This window comes from Caballeronia sp. KNU42, assembly GCF_053760385.1.
Map to the genome: position 1 here is coordinate 4,054,361 of NZ_CM132388.1, position 15,831 is coordinate 4,070,191.

General features: G+C 59.1%; 21 protein-coding genes and 1 pseudogene. 13 read left to right on the forward strand and 9 right to left on the reverse strand.

All coding sequences use genetic code 11. The features are described 5' to 3' along the window. Positions 1 to 22 precede the first annotated feature (22 nt). Positions 23 to 157, forward strand: a pseudogene (locus ACSOSP_RS18225) (IS110 family transposase); the annotation flags it as partial. Between the two features lie 496 nt (positions 158 to 653). Here the strand turns inward: ACSOSP_RS18225 and ACSOSP_RS18230 are convergent. Further along, positions 654 to 1,466 carry an H-NS histone family protein gene (locus tag ACSOSP_RS18230; protein WP_455308688.1) on the reverse strand — a complete coding sequence of 271 codons (813 nt, stop codon included), beginning with the start codon at positions 1,464 to 1,466 and terminating at the stop codon, positions 654 to 656. Between the two features lie 194 nt (positions 1,467 to 1,660). Between ACSOSP_RS18230 and ACSOSP_RS18235 the strand changes: the two genes are divergently transcribed. Then, positions 1,661 to 1,945, forward strand: coding sequence for an HU family DNA-binding protein (locus ACSOSP_RS18235; RefSeq protein ID WP_455308689.1), 285 nt, complete (start codon positions 1,661 to 1,663; stop codon positions 1,943 to 1,945). 303 nt (positions 1,946 to 2,248) lie between these two features. On the opposite strand, the gene ACSOSP_RS18240 is transcribed toward ACSOSP_RS18235, so the two are convergent. The 8 genes from ACSOSP_RS18240 to ACSOSP_RS18275 all read right to left on the reverse strand — a co-directional run bounded on the left by ACSOSP_RS18240 (position 2,249) and on the right by ACSOSP_RS18275 (position 6,078). Further along, complete coding sequence (locus ACSOSP_RS18240; protein WP_455308690.1) at positions 2,249 to 2,434, reverse strand: hypothetical protein; 186 nt, start codon at positions 2,432 to 2,434, stop codon at positions 2,249 to 2,251. A 25-nt stretch (positions 2,435 to 2,459) separates the two neighbouring features. Next, positions 2,460 to 2,642, reverse strand: coding sequence for a hypothetical protein (locus ACSOSP_RS18245; protein WP_455308691.1), 183 nt, complete (start codon positions 2,640 to 2,642; stop codon positions 2,460 to 2,462). A gap of 42 nt (positions 2,643 to 2,684) precedes the next feature. Beyond that, on the reverse strand, positions 2,685 to 3,113 hold the full coding sequence (locus ACSOSP_RS18250) for a hypothetical protein (RefSeq protein ID WP_455308692.1): 429 nt from the start codon (positions 3,111 to 3,113) through the stop codon (positions 2,685 to 2,687). A gap of 286 nt (positions 3,114 to 3,399) precedes the next feature. Next, positions 3,400 to 3,645: a hypothetical protein gene (locus ACSOSP_RS18255; RefSeq protein ID WP_455308693.1), complete on the reverse strand. Its 246-nt coding sequence runs from the start codon at positions 3,643 to 3,645 to the stop codon at positions 3,400 to 3,402. Positions 3,646 to 3,765: 120 nt separating this feature from the next. Further along, entirely contained in the window at positions 3,766 to 4,044 is a 279-nt protein-coding gene (locus ACSOSP_RS18260; RefSeq protein WP_455308694.1) for a helix-turn-helix transcriptional regulator, read from the reverse strand. Next, positions 4,041 to 4,697, reverse strand: a complete 657-nt coding sequence (locus tag ACSOSP_RS18265) for a hypothetical protein (RefSeq protein WP_455308695.1) — start codon at positions 4,695 to 4,697, stop codon at positions 4,041 to 4,043. The genes ACSOSP_RS18260 and ACSOSP_RS18265 overlap by 4 nt, the downstream gene beginning before the upstream one ends. Then, positions 4,654 to 4,965: a hypothetical protein gene (locus ACSOSP_RS18270; RefSeq protein WP_455308696.1), complete on the reverse strand. Its 312-nt coding sequence runs from the start codon at positions 4,963 to 4,965 to the stop codon at positions 4,654 to 4,656. The genes ACSOSP_RS18265 and ACSOSP_RS18270 overlap by 44 nt, the downstream gene beginning before the upstream one ends. Positions 4,966 to 5,454: 489 nt before the next feature. Continuing rightward, positions 5,455 to 6,078 carry a helix-turn-helix domain-containing protein gene (locus ACSOSP_RS18275; RefSeq protein ID WP_455308697.1) on the reverse strand — a complete coding sequence of 208 codons (624 nt, stop codon included), beginning with the start codon at positions 6,076 to 6,078 and terminating at the stop codon, positions 5,455 to 5,457. A 302-nt stretch (positions 6,079 to 6,380) separates the two neighbouring features. Here ACSOSP_RS18275 and ACSOSP_RS18280 point away from each other — a divergent pair, with 302 nt between their 5' ends. The 11 genes from ACSOSP_RS18280 (at position 6,381) to virB5 (ending at position 15,673) form a co-directional block, all read left to right on the forward strand. Next, positions 6,381 to 6,842 carry a hypothetical protein gene (locus ACSOSP_RS18280; RefSeq protein WP_455308698.1) on the forward strand — a complete coding sequence of 154 codons (462 nt, stop codon included), beginning with the start codon at positions 6,381 to 6,383 and terminating at the stop codon, positions 6,840 to 6,842. A gap of 61 nt (positions 6,843 to 6,903) precedes the next feature. Continuing rightward, entirely contained in the window at positions 6,904 to 7,254 is a 351-nt protein-coding gene (locus tag ACSOSP_RS18285; RefSeq protein ID WP_455308699.1) for a hypothetical protein, read from the forward strand. Between the two features lie 209 nt (positions 7,255 to 7,463). After that, the gene (locus tag ACSOSP_RS18290) at positions 7,464 to 8,309 is read left to right on the forward strand and encodes a ParA family protein (RefSeq protein ID WP_455308700.1); all 846 of its coding nucleotides are present in this window, start codon (positions 7,464 to 7,466) and stop codon (positions 8,307 to 8,309) included. Further along, on the forward strand, positions 8,299 to 9,402 hold the full coding sequence (locus ACSOSP_RS18295; protein ID WP_455308701.1) for a ParB/RepB/Spo0J family partition protein: 1,104 nt from the start codon (positions 8,299 to 8,301) through the stop codon (positions 9,400 to 9,402). The genes ACSOSP_RS18290 and ACSOSP_RS18295 overlap by 11 nt, the downstream gene beginning before the upstream one ends. Position 9,403: 1 nt before the next feature. Beyond that, positions 9,404 to 9,931, forward strand: coding sequence for a hypothetical protein (locus ACSOSP_RS18300; protein WP_455308702.1), 528 nt, complete (start codon positions 9,404 to 9,406; stop codon positions 9,929 to 9,931). Then, positions 9,928 to 10,554 (forward strand): lytic transglycosylase domain-containing protein, encoded by a 627-nt coding sequence (locus tag ACSOSP_RS18305; RefSeq protein ID WP_455308703.1) that lies wholly within the window; start codon positions 9,928 to 9,930, stop codon positions 10,552 to 10,554. The genes ACSOSP_RS18300 and ACSOSP_RS18305 overlap by 4 nt, the downstream gene beginning before the upstream one ends. A gap of 120 nt (positions 10,555 to 10,674) precedes the next feature. Further along, positions 10,675 to 10,998 carry a TrbC/VirB2 family protein gene (locus ACSOSP_RS18310; RefSeq protein ID WP_455308704.1) on the forward strand — a complete coding sequence of 108 codons (324 nt, stop codon included), beginning with the start codon at positions 10,675 to 10,677 and terminating at the stop codon, positions 10,996 to 10,998. Next, entirely contained in the window at positions 10,995 to 11,336 is a 342-nt protein-coding gene (locus ACSOSP_RS18315; RefSeq protein WP_455308705.1) for a type IV secretion system protein VirB3, read from the forward strand. Before ACSOSP_RS18310 ends, ACSOSP_RS18315 begins: the two co-directional genes overlap by 4 nt. Next, on the forward strand, positions 11,333 to 13,822 hold the full coding sequence (locus tag ACSOSP_RS18320) for a VirB4 family type IV secretion/conjugal transfer ATPase (RefSeq protein WP_455308706.1): 2,490 nt from the start codon (positions 11,333 to 11,335) through the stop codon (positions 13,820 to 13,822). Before ACSOSP_RS18315 ends, ACSOSP_RS18320 begins: the two co-directional genes overlap by 4 nt. Then, complete coding sequence (locus ACSOSP_RS18325; RefSeq protein WP_455308707.1) at positions 13,819 to 14,952, forward strand: type IV secretion system protein; 1,134 nt, start codon at positions 13,819 to 13,821, stop codon at positions 14,950 to 14,952. The genes ACSOSP_RS18320 and ACSOSP_RS18325 overlap by 4 nt, the downstream gene beginning before the upstream one ends. A gap of 19 nt (positions 14,953 to 14,971) precedes the next feature. Continuing rightward, positions 14,972 to 15,673 carry a P-type DNA transfer protein VirB5 gene (virB5, locus tag ACSOSP_RS18330; protein ID WP_455308708.1) on the forward strand — a complete coding sequence of 234 codons (702 nt, stop codon included), beginning with the start codon at positions 14,972 to 14,974 and terminating at the stop codon, positions 15,671 to 15,673. Positions 15,674 to 15,831: the final 158 nt, after the last annotated feature.

Consider the following 15,831-nt stretch of genomic DNA (forward strand, 5'->3'; position numbering starts at 1 on the left):
AATCAACGAAGAGGAACCCACGATGAACACTATTCGGGTCGGAATTGCCGTCGCAAAGAACGTCTTCCAGGTGCATGGAGTCGCTCGCTGCGAGAAGGCGGTTTGGCGTCGCAAGCTCGCTCGCGCCGAATGGTTGGACATCGTGCAGCGCACACTAGTGAAAGCACTAGCCCACGTTTGCCGAGATCGTGAAGGGACTTGTTCAGAAGATCTAGACCTCCAAACACAGCATCTTCGGCCTTTAGGTCGTTAGGTCTCGGAGCGGTGGACATTTTCGAGTGTTGATTTTACGGTTGCAGCTATCTCGACGCAAAGCGCGCAACATGAGCGACGGTGGACTGACGCGGCCTGATAGATCTCCGCTCGATTGAAACGTGGATGCGTGACGCGAAAATCCTATGCTTACCGAAATGTTATGTCGCATACTTGTCTCGCAATACCGACAAGCACTGTCAGGTGACACTAGAACGTGCGGGACAACAGGCTGGCGACTAAGGACCGTCGGTGCTCGATGCATCTGCATGCTTTCCTCTTTTTTGACTATTATGCGGTAGCCTTTGAAGCTAGCTTTTGGCACGAGAGCGCGTCGAAGTTTTCCCTACAAGAATCTCCGGCCGAATTGCGAATCCAACCCGGACAACCGGCAACTGCGCTCAGGCCATCGACCCAGCGCCAGTCGCGACTGGCGCCGCAGGAGCATTCACGGTCGCGCTCTTGCGCGGCGCGTTTTTCGTAATCGCCTTCTTGGTCGGCGGTTTCGCGGTCACAGTCTTCTTGGAATCCCCCTTCTTTGACTTCGCCTTCTCGACTACTGATTTCTTCGCAACAGCGACGCTTGCAGCTGAAGCCTTCGACTTATTAGCTTTGCTCGTATCACTGGTCTCAGTCGTCACGGCGGCCGCGCCAATAATCAAAAACTTCGATCGGTCTTTGGCTGTCGCAAGCCACGCAGGCGCCGGACCGCGTCCACTCCATTTTGCCCCGGTCTTGGGGTCGAGGTATTTCGCCGGCTGCGGACCTTTGCGCTGTCCTGTATGAGTGCCTGCGCCGTCGACTGCCGTGACTTTCTTGTCCGCAGTCTTGGTCTTATTCACGGCGCCCATATCAGTGCCGTCGATCAAGAACTTACTGCGGTCCTTAGCATCTGCAATCCATGCTGGTGCTCGCCCGTGTCCCGTCCACGTGGCGCCGGTTTTGGGGTGGCGATACTTTGGCGCCTTTACTCCGGCGACAGCTGAATGACCCGTCACCTTTAGCGTCGCAGTAGCGGCGGATCTGGAGACTGCCGGGCGGCCGCGTTGCTTCTTTTCGGCGGAGTGAGCCGCGATGTCCGCGGTCGTGAGACCATGCTGGTCCATAAGCTTGCGGATGTCGGCGAGGACAGACTGCGCGCGCTTAGCGATCAACTTTTCGGCTTGCTCTTGGAGTTTCTTCATCTTTTCTTTGATTTGTTCGAGTGTCGGCATTGTTGCCTCCTTAATGGATATGCCCGCAATATGCCACGCGCGCTTCAATTGCGAAAGGATTGAACAGTCTTCGCATTACACACGCGTACCGTATGCGTCAAGATGTTGCTGTCGAGAGGTCTGGAGGCGGTCGCTGAAGAACCGGTTCCTTCGGGCACGCGGACATCCTGTAACTATCACCCGCGAGGGATACCATGAACAAACAAGAGTTGATTGATGCCGTAGCGTCGTCGACCGGAACGAGCAAGTCAGCAACGGGAGAAGCGATCGACGCGTTGATCGGGACGATCACCACCGCGCTCGTGAAGGGCGATATCGTCCAGTTGATTGGCTTTGGCTCGTTCGGCGTAGGCGCGCGGGCGGCGCGCAATGGGCGCAATCCGGCGACGGGCGAAGAATTGAAGATTCCGGCTGCGAAAACTGTGAAATTTACCGCTGGCAAGGCGTTCAAGGATGCGGTGAATGGCCACAAGCCATAAGCTTGTCAATTGAGCGACGGCATGCACGACTCTGGTCCCGGTTTGCTAGAGGCGAGCGCATCGCCATGGTTCTGGGCCTATTCTTGACGAGCTGATGCGGTGTGCTGCGGACTGGAGTTGCGCGCGCGTAGATTGGTTGTCCGTTGCATCGGGGTCAACAGTCCCGCATGCAGCGTAGGTCGGATCTCAGACGATGTTTTGGGGCATGTGGCAGACGGCGCCAATTCGATTTCATTACGCCATAAAGCGGTGCGATGATTAATCGGAATCCCGTTTCGCGGCGAAGGGATCATCCTATAGAAATCAATCTCCGACTCGCGCACAGCTGTCCATGTAGTCAGCCCACTCTTGCATGACTCGGCGGCGGTCGTCCTTGAAGGTCGTGCGGCCATATGCATTTTGCACATCACCGCGCTTCGCGTGGGCCAACTGCACGTCAAGCACGTCGATATCTATGCTCGGCCGCTCGCGCCCGACGGTCAGTAACATGCCCCGGAAGCCGTGACTTGCGTGCTTATCCTGAAAACCTCATATCGCGCAGCGCCTTGCTGAGAGCGTCGCGGTGCATGCGAGGTGGCTTCTGTTTAGCCGGCGGCGGAAACACATAGACACTGTCGCCCGTTATTGCATGGAGTTCGTTCAGAACAACCAACGCCTGTAGGGAAACCGGGACGATGTGGCCGTGCTGCATCTTCATGCGTTCACCGGCGATATGGCATTCGGCCGCGCCGAAGTCGATTCATCGATTGACGATATAGACTGGCTGGGCTACGGATACCACGACAAATTGCCAGATGAGCACGATAAACAGTACCGGAATGCTGATCCAAGCGAGCACCGAAAAACCGGCGATCTGCACAACACTTCCCCCCAAGCCGTAAGCGAGACTTGTGTTCTTTACGTTCGTGTACACGAGTACGGCCGCCACGCCGATGCCGAGTGCAATCAGGATCAGTCCGCCGAGCACGTTGCCATGATGCTGCGCTGACGAACCTCCCAACAGGTTCCCGGCCTCGATCAACCCCACGGCGACCGCTGTCCGGTAGAACGCCTGTTTGCTGAAAAACGCGTGACCAAATCGCCAGATGCAGCACTCGTTGAATTTCTTGATTCCCAGCACGACACCGACGAGTACTGTGAGAATGATTGATATTTTCAGGATCAACATTTTCACTCCTTGCGCCGCGCTCCCTGGTGTGTGCCGTCAGGTGTTTCTCAATCACGGTCTACACAAATTAAAACGCTCGGCGGCCTTTGAATTCACTATATGTCAACGTTAGATAAATGCAACGGCTGGCTTGCCAGGATTGTGCCTGTTTTGCGGGCCCGTCCTGAGCCGTTGGTCCCTGAAGGAGTGCGCTCGGAATACATACACTCAGGTCTGCAGCATGGGGCCCAGTAGTAAGCCTGTGTGGCCAGACGTTTGCGCCACCGCCTGCACCACCTTCGACCGGTCAGTGCGTGAGCGGTCGCTCGGCTCGTGTCGGCTTTGACGAAATCGTTAGCTCGTCTACAACAATTTTCATCGTGTCGCTAATCACCGCAAGCGCCATCACGAAGACCACCTCGCCGTGTTCAACCGCAAATCCGTGCCGACAAGTAGTTCGCTGCACAATTTCTGGTTGGCGCGCGAGGAGCGTGTCGAAGGCCCGGCTCAAAGCGGTCATTTCAGCTTCCTGTCGTTCCATGCTTGCTGTCATGTTCTTCTCCTGCAGAAATCGCCATCGCAAGTGCAAAACGCTGGGATCTGATGCTGCAACCTGCTTCTCCAGTGGGGGAGTCGCGACGCATAGTCCTTGCTCGCGTTTGCCTAAATCATTTCATTCGGTGTCTTGCACGTCGTCAGCCCGGTAACGAATGGGGTCGGCCATAAAGCGGTGTAGTTCGCGGTTTGACCAGACAGAGCATCGTTGCGTCAGGCGGATGCGACGCGGAAAACGCCCTTCCAGTTCGCGCAGTCGCGCCGTTTCCCGGCTATAAGGAATAAAACGTGCGATCTGGCGCCACCGCGAGAATCCGTCGAGCGGCAGCGTTTCCGGTGCTGCTGCTAGCCGTGTGTCCTGATGCTGGGTACTGGTTGATTCGGTGCTGGACATCATGGTTCGATCCTCGTCGTATCGGGTGGGTCACGGATCGAATCTACTGTTGCTGCAATGTTGCTGCGCGAGTGAGCGCGTGCAACATTGCCACCTTCACTTTTCCTCTCCCTCGCTAGCCCGAACGGATCGCTGGCGCGACGCAGGGCGTCTGCATCGAAGCGGCCCGACCGGACCCGGTAGGGACGAGTCCGAATGTGCAGCCGCGATGCCATGGTCTTGATCGCATTCACGCTGATGCCCGACCGAGTGGACGCAATCCGCAGCGCACACATGGTCCGTTCGCCGTCCTCGATGGCATCCGTATATTCGAGTAACGCGATTGCCCGGCGTTGCGCGTCATCAGCCCGTGCTGCTGCCGCTCCGCGATCAGCGCGGTCGGCCAGGTAATCAAGTTGTTGCAGCAGATCATCAGGAACCGGTATGCCGTGCATCCGGTAGATCCGGTACAGGCGCCACATAAGCACCGTCTCGTCTTTGAGTTCGAGTGCGTAGCGCAGCGCCCGAATTTGTTCGCCGATGCCCTGGCTGCCAGCGCAAGTTGTCGGTTGTGTGCCGGATATGATGCCGATGCTGCCGGCGTCCGACACTTGGCCGCTTGGGTATTCGGGATCATTCATCGTCGACGCCAATGGTCGGTAGGTTGGACGAATCATCGGTGGGCGCCTTCATCAGATCTGCGACCGCACTCACTTTCTGATAATGACCGATGACGGGAAACAGGGACACGACTGCCGCGCGCCTTACCGACGAGCGCTGGTCGTCGCACACTGCCTGGAAGTCGTACCGTTCGTCCGAGGCCGAGAGGAAGTGCCGAACGAACGTGACGCCGTTCTTCAACTGGACCACGACGTCATCGCCCGGCTGGGCCCGCTGATTAAGCGCAAATTCAAGATATTCACCAGGTTTGTATCGAGGGCTCATCGTGGCGCTGCGAATCTGAAAGACGCGCGTGTCGGAAACATCGAGGGCGCAACATTCGTGCGGATCGCCCTGTCTTTGAGGCTGGGAGCGCATGGGCTGCCTCGATCGGGTCATCTCCCGCACCTGAACGTTTCGCTCCAGGCGCCAGGAGCATTGTGTCGGGACCGGGCGCAATGCCCGGCCCCGACACAATGACTCGCCGAAACTTATGAAAGCCGAGCGGCTGGAGGTCAATCGATTCCCAGCTCCGCTATCGGAAACGTAAATGCCGTAGGGCATCCCGTCAGCGCCACATCGGGTGTGGCTTGATTTAGCGTCTACTGCGTGCTTTGCAGACCATGTGTGCGACCAGTAGGCCAACATCAGACTGTCACATTGGTTATAGAACCGGATTGTGCCGTGTCAAGAAAATATCAATAGCTACTTAAAATATAAAGTTATCTGTAAGCTGGCGATTCGCGGCTATCCGCCGTAGGTCTTCCTTTTCGCTCAATACGTGCTGCCGCGCGGGTAATGACCCGCGATGGGGTGGATGGATGAGATCTCCGCCCGCGCGATCGTGATTTTCTCGCCTGAGTTGACCGACGCGAATTCTGCTTCGTCGTCGAGGATTCCGACGAAATTCGTGATCATGGCACGGCCTCCCTTCAAACGGACCACGACATCCTGGGATGGTTGAGGATCGGCGCTGATGGCCACAACGACATATTCTCCGGGATGGTAGCGAGGTCGCAACGAGTCGCCTTTGATCTTGAGCGCGTAGGCGTGGGCGTCGGTCGATACGTGACGCACATAGCCACCCTCGCCGCGAACATAGCGACGTTCCTCAAAGGAGCCGTCCGCAGCATGGCAGCGGGCTTCGCCGATCACCAGCGTTGTCCTGCCAACGGGAATAGCGCGGGCGTCCTCGGTCCCATCGTCGCGAATAAACAGTTGTGCAATTGGTATCTGCAGAGCCTGCGCGATAACTTCGAGCGTCTCCACCGATGCCCCTTCGATGTTGCGTTCGATTTTCGAGAGCGAGCCTCCATTGATGCCCACCTCGGATGCGAGCTTCTGAACGGTCAGTCCCCGGGCTTCCCGGATCCTGCGGATGTGAGTGCCATAGTCCATGAACGCAGTATTAGATATTTGCTTGCGTACTTCAATGGGTTTGACGAATCAAAAATAGAATCTATGATGTGTATGAAGAATTACGACAATCACGCCAGCTCTGCTTGCGTGAATGCCAAAACGCCTTGGCTGGCGAGGTTTGTCCAAGAAACTAATATAGTTCCACAACAACTTGAAGGGTATGAAAAGTGGGTATTACGCACTAACGGACATTGATAGACATGTAGCGCTGGCGACCGGCATCCGTATGCCGCGATCGGGGGAAATGTTGTCGGCGAGAATGTGGCTGTGGAGTTGTCACCATGAAACACGCACGGAAACCATTGAGCCATGGTGTTGCACCGGCTCACCGACGGCGGCCCTCACCCGTGGGTTCGAGCGACGTTGGCGCCTACCGTCACGGTCGATTGGAGACAACGGCGCGCAGGCAGCAGGTTGGTCGCGACGAGGCCGTTGTGCGCGATGCCGTGCCCCGTGTTGCGCGTGGCATGGTGCTGGACGAGCGGCTCACCAACTGGGCCAATGTTAGCAGTGGGCGTCGCGGGGATGCGCGGGACGCCGCATTGATCGATGCGGCGTGGCAGCGTGTGAGCCCACAGCACAGGATGCTGTTACGTATGCATTACGTCTGGCACGCCAACCGAGCATTCATTTGTCGCCGCCTGAAAATCCGTCATCGGCCGTGGCACGTCTTCGAGGACGAACTGGAGGAGGCGAAGGCCGAGGTGGCCGAAGCGCTGGCATCTGCCAGGAAACGGAGTTGAAAGCGCAGAGAGGCAATGGTTTCAGTCTGGATATGTTTGCCGACCGGCGCTCAGCGCGTGCATGGATGTCGAGCCGACGCTCGCTGGTGGTCGGATCATTGCGCGGGGGACATTGGCTTCAAACAACCGCAGGGGATGCGGGACGACGATTCGTTTATTCGAGGATGTACACAAGAAGACGCGTCGTTACAAAAAAGTTTGGATGCCTGAGTTTATCCAGCATTGCCTCACGTCGCCCAGTATTGAACTGAATGACCCGTTTATCGGAAAAAATCCGCTTGCAATCCGATTTGCGCTTCTTATACTCGACTCAACAACTTGTCCGGTTCAAAGCGTTTGCTACCGAGTTACGCCCTTAGGCGGTCCTGATGTCCATCGCGTGGTGAGCGACTGGCAGGTTGTCATTGATTGAATAGAAAGCCTGCTTGCGAGCGGGCTTTTTTGTTCCCCGTCGCTCTCGTTAAGGAGAGCGTTGAAACCCGCGACCAGTGAAGAACTGGCGCGGGTTTCTTTTTTGCCCATTGTCGCTGTGGATTGTCGGATCGCCCCGGGGAAGTGAACGAACAAGCCAACGAACAGGCAAACGAACAAGCGGACCGAACCCATTGAGATGATGGCACGATGAAAACTCTACTGATTGCGACGCAGAAAGGCGGTGTCGGTAAATCGGCACTGGTCTGCCAGCTTGCCCACTATCTGCATGACGTATTAGGTCTGCGCGTGCTGGTCATCGATCTCGATGATCAGGGTAACAGTGGCCAGTCACTTGAGCGTGCCCACCGCGCGACCACTTTGCCGATGACGGCGTCGGCGCTGTTCATGAACGGCGAGTTAAACGTCGAACGCAGTGAATGCCGCTTCGCCGTGGTCAAGGCCGACGACGTGCTCCGGCGTGTGGTCGAGCAGCCGGAGAAGCTCCGCACCTATCACAGCAACGTCAAACGGTTCATGGCTCGTGTCTCTGACATATTTGATGTATGCCTGATCGACTGTGCGCCCACCGCGGATCTGCGGTTGATCTACGCGCAATCGATCGCCGACTTCATGGTGAGCCCGATCCAGTTGAACCGGGAAGCGGTGGAGGGTGTCACCGAAACCATCAAGGGGCGCCGGGGCGTCGAGCGGATTCAGGCGAGCGCCAATCCGCGCCTGACGTTCATCGGGATCCTGCCGAACATGGTCGAGCAGACGCCGGTGCAGCAGGCCAACTTCGTCGATATCGCACGGCACTACGCGAAATACCTGATTCCTCATCCAGACGGTTCCGGAAGCTTTCTGTTTATTCCCCGACGCTCGGCAATAGCCGAAGCGCAAGCCCACGGCTTGCCCGTGTGGGAACTGGGCAAGCCGGTCGCAGGTGCGGGTGGCAAGGCTAAAACGGCTGCACGCGACACGTGGCGGGAAGTGAAGCCGAGCTTTGACGCGATCGCGCAACTTATGCATCTGGAGGTGTGCGATGTTGTCTGATCCATCGTCTGACCTGTCGCTGAATCTGCTACCTGAGTTGATCTCCCAATACGCGTCGCTCGACGACCTGCCGGCGAATCACCTCGATTCCGTGCTGGCGTTGCGCCTGGACGAAGTCGAAGAGGATCCGGACCAGCCGCGCCGGGAATTCAGGGAGGAACCCTTGATGCGTCTCGCGGACGATATGGCAAGCCACGGCCAGCGCGTACCGATCATCGTTCGCCCCGCGGTCAACGGCGTGTACAGGATCGTTCATGGCGCGCGCCGGTACCGCGTGGCGAAACGGGCCAACTGGGCGCACATCCGAGCCATCGTGGAAAAGGACGGCGCGCGCTGCGATGATTTTGCGCAATGGGCAGAAAACGCCAAGCGTGACGATCTCGCGCCCAATGAGATCGCGCTATTCATCGACAAACATTTGCAGGCCGGCAGGACGAAGCAGGAGATTGCGGTTCGCATGGGTGAAAGCCCGACATTCATTTCACTTCATCTGGCGTTGTTGAAGGCGCCGTCCCCGATCCGTGCAGCTTATGACGCGGGGAGCATTCCAGCCGTCCGATCCGTGTATGAGCTGTGTCGCCTCCATCAAACCTGGCCAGACGCCATCGCGTCGTTTGTGGCGAGCCATGATGACATCACCTACAAGGGCGTGCGCCAACTGGCTGCAGCGCTTACGGGCAAGGCGACGTTGGGGACCTCCACCCAGGAGCATGCCGCCGGCCAGATCGTAGCCGATGCCGATGGCTGTGTCGACGGGACTGACGCATTGAACGGTTTCCCTGCGGGCCTCGGGAGTCGTGTCAGTCGCGACGTTCCGCGATCGCCCGATGTCGGACCGCGAACGTTGACATCTGCACCGCATGAGCGTTCAGCGTTGGTAGGCGTGACCAAGCATGACCCGACTCGCAGTGAACCGCGGTTTGGCGCTCCACTACTGAAAGCCGTTCATCACGACCGGCAAATTACGGTGCTGCTTGACAGGCGTCGCAGCGCCGCCAGTCTGGTCTGCGTCGAATACGATAGCGATGGCGACGTTCGCGAAGTGGACATGGCTGCGATCACGAACTTTTCCTTGGCCAATGCGCAGGTGTGACATGAAACGGATCGTGTCCAGATTCCTCATCGTGCTGGGCTTCATGGGCCTTGGCTCGATCGTCACGCCGGATCTCGCGCATGCCGATGATTGGGGTTGCCAAGTCCTGTTGTGCCTTGCGAACCCGGGTGGGCCGGAGCAGTACGCCCAATGTGTCCCGCCGATCGAGAAGCTCTGGGCGGCACTGCGTCATGGTGATCCGTTCCCGACCTGCGATTTCGGTTCAGGCGGATCCCAGGGCGCGAGCGCTGGCAATACGATCGCGAGCGGCTGCTATTGTCGCCAAGACCTTCTGCACTGGGGTGGTTCGGAGCAAAGCGAGCTGCTGTGCAACGCGCGCGGCGCGATCAATGTCGAGATCGATGGCGAACTCTACACCCGCGTCTGGTGGGGTGTGGGCGGTACGGGGACGATTCCCGAGTTCTATGGTCCCGGCAGCACACAGGCCGCGTACGATCCGTCCCGCTCGGCACAGGCGTTCCTGCAGCAGATGTACCGCGATTCGTCGTCGGGTGGAGGTGGGGAATGATGCTCGATTTCAACACACTGGCGCAGGCCTGCGCCCCGGAGGTCGCACCCACGACGATGGCGGCGATCGTCAGGACCGAGTCCAGCTTCAATCCGTATGCGATCGGTGTCGTGCGCGGGCATCTGGTACGACAACCACGCAACCTGGGTGAAGCGGTTGCCACCGTTCACGCACTTGAGCTCGCGGGTTACGACTATAGCGTCGGATTGGCGCAAATCAACCGGGCACATTTTGATGCTTACGGGTTGATGCCCGAGGCCGCACTCGAGCCCTGCCGGAACCTTGCTGCGGGCGCGGATATCCTGTCGCGCTGCTTCGAGCGGGCACGGGCAATCAGTTCCGGACCCCAGCAGGCGCTGGGGGCGAGCCTGTCGTGCTATGCAAGCGGTAACTTCGTGACCGGTTATCGGGTTGGCTACGTGCAACGGGTGGGCGCCAATGCAATGACGCGGGCACTGCCGCGCATTCCTACAATCGATCCTGCTGGCACGCCGATTCCGGTTGTACCGAACGCCCCAGATGTATCGAACCACCGTAGGCCCGATCACGATAAGGTAGACCGAAATCACGATCCACCCGCAGCGCCGGAGACACCTGATGCCGACGATGCACGCGTTTTCTGAAGCGTGGGGCAGGCGAATCAGGTAGTCGGATCATCGCCATGAGATAGCTGGGAGCACATCACTGAAATAGAGGTGAGGGAAAGCTATTTTTATTTAGTAATCCTACTTGATTGGTGGATTATGAAATACCGAATTCGCAAATTTACATACAGCTGGGCAGCGCGGCTTGCCGCGCGACGTGCGGTCGTTTCGGTCTCGACGCTTGGACTGGTCTCGCCGGCGTTCGCGCAGCTCTCGCAGGCCAACACGTTCCTGCAAAGCGTGGCGACGGCACTCGAAGGAGTTGGCGTTGTCGTCTGCACGATCGCCATTCTGTGGGCCGCGTTCAAGCTGATGTTCCAGGCCGCGCGTTTCACTGAAATCTCCCACATCTTCATTGGCGCGATGCTGGCTGGAGGCGCTGCGACGTTTGCCGGCTGGATGTTCAGCGGCAGCGGATCGTGAGCGAAGCCGTCATGAACGATCTCTCTGATCCCGTCTTCAAGGGTTGCACCCGGCCAGCGATGCTTTGGAGCGTTCCGATGGCCATGTTGCTGCCCGTCATCGGATTGCTCCTGATCCTCGGCATGTGGGGCCTGTGGTTGTATCCGCCCGTGGGCCTGATCTCGTTCGCCTTGATGGTGCCCGTCTATTTCGCAATGCGCGCCGTGACCCGGCGCGACGACCAACGTTTGCGTCAGCTTGTGATGCGCCTGCACGTGGTGCTCGGCCAGCGCAATCACCGCTTCTGGGGCGCGCGCACCTATGCGCCAATCCGCTTCAAAAACCGGAGCCGGTCATGAACGCCGCGACACAACACGCGAACATCGCGCGCCGTGAAGTCGTGGTCGCCGACTACCTGCCGTATTCGTCGCTGGTCAGCGAGACGGTGGTCAAGATGCGCGGCGGCGACTATCTGCGCACCTGGCGCATCGCCGGCATCGCGTTCGAAGCAGCTGACCCGATTGATGTGCTCACGCGGCACAACGGCTTCAATCAGCTGGTTCGCAGTTTGGGGGGGCAGTTCGCACTCTGGGCGCACCGTCTGCGGCGACGCGTCTCCGACCGATTCACGACACGTTACGACAACGCATTCTGCCAGGAACTGGCCGATCGCTATTACGACAGCTTCGCGGGCTACAGGATGATGGCCAATGAACTGTACCTGACGGTGATCTACCGGCCGCATACATCGAAGCTCGGCTCACTGTTTAACCGTGTACCGCGCCGCACGCTCGATGACATTCACCTTGCGCAAACCGATGCCATCCGTGTCCTGGACGAGATTGCCTGGCAGATTGATTCGAGTCTCGCGGCCTTCGAGCCCGAACGGCTCGCGACCTACAGCCACTCCGCCGGAGGCCAGACTGGCGCGTCGGTTGTCACGTATTCTCGCCTTCTGGAGTTTCTTGGCTACCTGGTCAATGGGGTTTGGGAGCCTGTGCCAGTCCGGGCGTCGCCGATTCGTGAATACCTGCCGACTTCACGCCTGTTCTTCGGCAATGAACAGATCGAGATCCGCACGCCGACGGAGACCCGACACGGCGCGTTGCTCGACTTCAAGGATTATCCGCAGTTCTCCGAACCAGGACTGCTGAATTCACTGCTCTATGGCGACTTCGAATATATCGAGTGCCAGAGTTTAACGATCCTCGACAAGGCATCCGCGAAGCAGGCACTGGAGCGCCAGCGCAACCAGCTGATCGCCTCCGAGGATGCGGCCGAGTCCCAAATCGTTGCGATGAACCAGGCGCTCGATGATCTGATCGGCGGGGCCTTCGTGATGGGCGACTACCATTATTCGCTCGCGGTTTTCGGCGAGACGCCGGAGCGGGTGAGCAAGAACCTTGCGAAAGCACGCACAAGTCTCAATGACGCGGGTTTTCAGACAGCGCTCATCGACCTGGTGGCGGATGCTGCGTGGTTCGCGCAACTGCCGGGCAACTGGAAGTACCGGCCGCGCGAAGCGAAGATCACCTCACGCAATTTCTGCGGTCTGTCGAGCTTTCACAATTTTGCCACCGGCAAGCGCGATGGCAATCCGTGGGGCGAGGCGGTCACGATTCTCAAAACGCCGAGCGGCCAGCCGTACTACGTCAATTTCCACGTCACCTCGGACAAGGCCGACGCGCGGGACGAGAAGGCGCTCGCCAACACGGTGCTCATTGGCCAGTCAGGCGGTGGCAAGACTGCCCTGGAGATGTTCCTGCTCGCGCTGGCGATGAAGTATCAATTCACGTGCGTGTTCTTCGACAAGGACCGTGGCGCCGAGATTGCCATCAGGGCGATGGGCGGTACTTACCTGACGCTCAGGCGCGGCGAGCCGACCGGCTTCAATCCGTTCCAGCTCGAGCCGACCGCGGCGAACATTCAGTTCTGGGAACAACTCGTCACGCGCCTTGTTACCGATCCGGGCGAAACGTTGTCGGCCCGGGAAGAACAGGACGTGTCGCGGGCGGTGCGGGAAGTAGCGCGCATGGACCGGCCGACCCGGCGCCTGTCGATGGTGCTGCAACTGCTGCCCAGCGTTGGTGAAAACAGCCTATACGCGCGGCTGAAAAAATGGTGTGCCGGCGAGCGTCTGGGCTGGGTGCTCGATAACCCGGTTGATCGCATCGATCTGACGCGTAACACCCTGTTCGGCTTTGACGATACGGAACTGCTCGACGACCCGGAAGTATCGACACCGGTCACGATGGTGCTGCTGTATCTGACTGAGAGTCTCATCGACGGCCGCCGCTTCATCTATGTGATGACGGAATTCTGGAAACGCCTGGCCGATCCGGTCTTTGCCGATTTTGCTAAAAACAAGCAGAAGACAATCCGCAAGCAGAACGGCTTTGGCATCTTCGATACGCAATCACCCGCCGATCTGCTCGAGAGCGAGAACGCCCGGACGATGGTCGAGCAGTCGGGCACGTTCTTCTTCCTGCCGAACCCCCGCGCCGATCACGACGATTACGTCAATGGCCTCAAGCTCACCGAAGCGGAATTCAACATCGTACGCAACCTTGGCGACACGAGCCGCATGTTCCTTGTCAAGCAGGGGCACCGGTCGGCGATCGCCAGGCTTGATCTGTCCGACTTCAGTGATGTGCTCGACATCCTGTCGGGCACCACCGACAACGTCGAACTGCTCGATGAGATCCGGGCGGAAGTGGGAGACGATCCGACCCGGTGGCGTCCTGTTTTCCACGAACGGTTATCGGCGCGGCGTGCTGCATCAAGGTTGCATTCTGTGCGCGCAGATGTGTCTGCGCTACGGGCCGGGGCCGGGGAGCGGCCATGAACGGGACCGGGATCTTTATTACGGTCGGTGAGACCCTCGAACGGGGGATGTCGACTTTCGTCAACAGTACCTCGTCGGCGATTGCCAGCGCCATTGTCCCGATCGTGACGACCGCCATCACGTTGTGGGTGTTGCTGTTTGGTCTCGCCGCGATGCGCGGCGAAACGCACGAGCCGGTTCCCGCTTTCGCATGGCGTGGCACGAAGATCGCGCTGATCATGGCTGTTGCGCTCTCCGGCGGTATTTACCAGAGCGAGGTCGTGGGTGCGGTCAACGGTGTCGCCGGTGGGCTGGCACAGGTCATCGCGCAATCAGCTGACAACGGCGGCGCCTGCACGGCGAGCGTCGCCACCGACACGAGTATCTATACCGCGCTCGACTGTTACGACCAGAAGACCGACACGATTGTCGAGGCGTATTACACGCAGGCGGTGCACGACGGGGCGGTGTTGCAGATCGTCGCCGCAATAGGGGAACTGATCGGCGGCACGTTGGTGGGACTTGCCGCCGGCATGTTCATGATCGTACTGGCCGGTGAAGTCGTGGTCGCGCGCGTGGGTCTCGATCTGGTCCTCGCACTCGGTCCAGCGTTTATTGCGTGCGCCGCGTTTCCACCCTCGGCACGCTTCTTCGATGCCTGGGTCAGCAAGGTCGCTTACTGCGTCGTGCTGCAGGTACTGATTGCCGCATTTCTGGCGATGGCCTTGGCTGCGTACAGCCAGGAGCTGAACGCCTTCGTTCTCCCTTCGGGTGGCGCCGGTACCGGATCGACGTCGATCGGTCAAAGCGCGCTCGCGTGGCTAGGGGCGGCCACTGGATCGTCGACCAGCTCGGTGACCTCTGGCGGTGACGGCTCGATGAGTCTGAACGCCATCGCGAGCGCACTGGGCCTGGTGGTCACCACGCTTTTGCTCGCCTGGGTCGGTTTGAAGCTGCATCACTTTGCTGCAGCACTCGCTGGCGGCAGCGCGGGCGTGAGCGGCGTGGGCGCCTTCATCGCGGGCTTCGCAATGCGGCGTTTCACCACGGCGATGAAAACGCCGGTCACTCCGTCTTCCGGCGGGGCCATCACTCCATCTACGCCGGCCTACCGGCGGGCCGCCGAGGCGCATCTCGGCCGCAATACCTAGTGAACTAGTGGAGGGCGTCATGACGCGTTCAATCCGTATCCAGTTTCTCCTCGCCGTGCTGTGTGCATCATCGGCAATCGGGGTGGCACAGGCGCAGGGTATTCCGGTGTTCGATGCGTCCAACGTTGCACAGGCGATTAGCCAGGTACTGCAGCTCGAAAAGGAGGTTCAGCAGGAACTGCAGCTGTTCAATTCGCTTAACGGCGTGCGCGGCTTTGGTTCGATCCTGAGCAATCCGGTCGAGGCCAATTCACTGCCAGCTAATTGGATGAGTGTTTATACGGCGATCCAGAACGGCGGGTACGCGGGGCTCACGGGCTCCGCGCAGCAACTGCGGCAGGCGAGCCAGATCTACAACTGCGAGGATCAGACCGGCTCAGCCGCGCAGCTTTGCGAGCGCGATCTGAATAAGCCCTTCCAGGACAAGGCGTTTGGCGAGCAGGCATACCAAACGGAGATGCAGGAGCTCAACCAGATTCAGGGTTTGTTGCAGGAGATCGACGCGACACAGGATCCGAAGGGCATCGCGGAACTGCAGGCCCGCATCCAGACCGAGACCACGACGGTCAACAGCGAAATGACGAAGCTGCAGCTCTTCAGGATGCTGGTCGACGATGAGGATCACTTAGTTCAGGAGCAGGGAAAAGAGTCTGCGATGAGCCGGGCGGCAGCGACGGGGCGCCTGCAGGACACCGTTGGTCCGGTGTCATTTGGACAGTGAGGTCGACCATGAAACAGTTCCCGTTAAAGCTCACCTATACGGTACTCCTGCTATTCGCTGCGGGCTGCAGCAGTGCCCCGCCGAAACCGGCGCTGGCGGATGGTTCTCATCGCGTTCCGGTGAATGTGTCACCGAGTACGCCAGACGCTTCGACCGTG